Source organism: Leeuwenhoekiella sp. CH_XMU1409-2 (assembly GCF_037029365.1).
Taxonomy (GTDB): domain Bacteria; phylum Bacteroidota; class Bacteroidia; order Flavobacteriales; family Flavobacteriaceae; genus Leeuwenhoekiella; species Leeuwenhoekiella blandensis.
In genome coordinates, this window is record NZ_JAYMEI010000042.1 from 1 (window position 1) to 1232 (window position 1232).

1 protein-coding gene is annotated in these 1232 nt (G+C 36.1%); it reads left to right on the top strand.

From position 1 onward, the window contains the following. Positions 1-213: 213 nt before the first annotated feature. A complete protein-coding gene (locus WA338_RS18770; protein ID WP_273006933.1) occupies positions 214-1206 on the top strand; it encodes an IS110 family transposase in 993 nt (330 codons plus the stop codon). The last annotated feature ends 26 nt before the right edge of the window (positions 1207-1232 follow it).

Here is a 1232-nt window from a genome sequence, read left to right on the forward strand (position 1 = left end):
CGGCTCTTAGGTTTGTAAAATGATTTTGAATTAATTTTCCAAAAGAAAAGGATGGGTGAACTTTCCTGCCGGCTAGAATTTGAGTTCTATTGTCTGTATTAGTCCCATCCTCAACTTTTGACGCGTCTCAGACCATTTAGAATTTTAGATATTTCAGATCTATTAAGAGTCTTAGCCTTAGACGTTTTTTATGAATGTTCAAACAAATTTACAATGAAAAATGAATTTATCGGTATTGATGTATCAAAAGGCACTTTGGATGTGCATTTGTATTGTGCGAATAGACATCAGTCATTCAAGAATAACGGCGTTGGAAGACAATCATTGATCGATTGGGTCATCGAGAAGACAAATCTCAAACTAGTTGAGCTTCGGTTTTGTCTAGAGCACACAGGGATTTACTCGCAACCCTTATGTGAACTTCTAGAACAAATGGATCTGACTTACTATCTTATTTCAGGACTTGAGCTTAAACGTTCAATGGGCATTAAAAGAGGTAAAAATGACAAGGTAGATGCTAAGAGAATTGCCCAATATGCATTTTTGAGAAGAGACGATTTGATTGCTTATAAAATGCCAGGGCAAACAGTTATTACGCTCAAAAAGCTACTCGGGCAACGCTCAAAGCTAGTCCGTCAAAGAGCTGGTTATAAAGCCTCAATTAAAGAAGAGAAACAAATGTACCCGTCAACTCAAAAGTCGTTCGTGATTGAGTCTTCTGGAGCAATAATAGTTTTTTTGACCCTACAGATTAAATTGATAGAAAAAGAAATCGTCTCCCTGATCAAATCAGACCAAGAGATTTTGAAGACCTATGAAAACATACAAACCATTAAAGGTGTCGGCCCAATATTGGCTACAACCATGATAGCGCATACCAATAATTTTAAGTCATTCCAGAACTGGCGGAAATTTGCATGTTATGCTGGTATTGCACCTTTTGAGCATAGTTCTGGAACAAGTTACAGGGGCAGGACAAGAATAAGTGTTTTGGGTAATAGAGACTTAAAAACTATTTTATCATCAGCTGCCGCAACAGCTATTTTACATGACTCTCAATTAAAAATGTATTACAATAAACGATTAAAAGAAGGAAAGAACAAAATGTCGACACTCAACATCATTAGAAACAAAATTGTTAGCAGAATTTTTGCTGTGACCAAAAGGCAAACACCATATGTGGAAACCTTTAAATTTGCAGCATAAAAATTTGCACAAACCTTAGAATACAG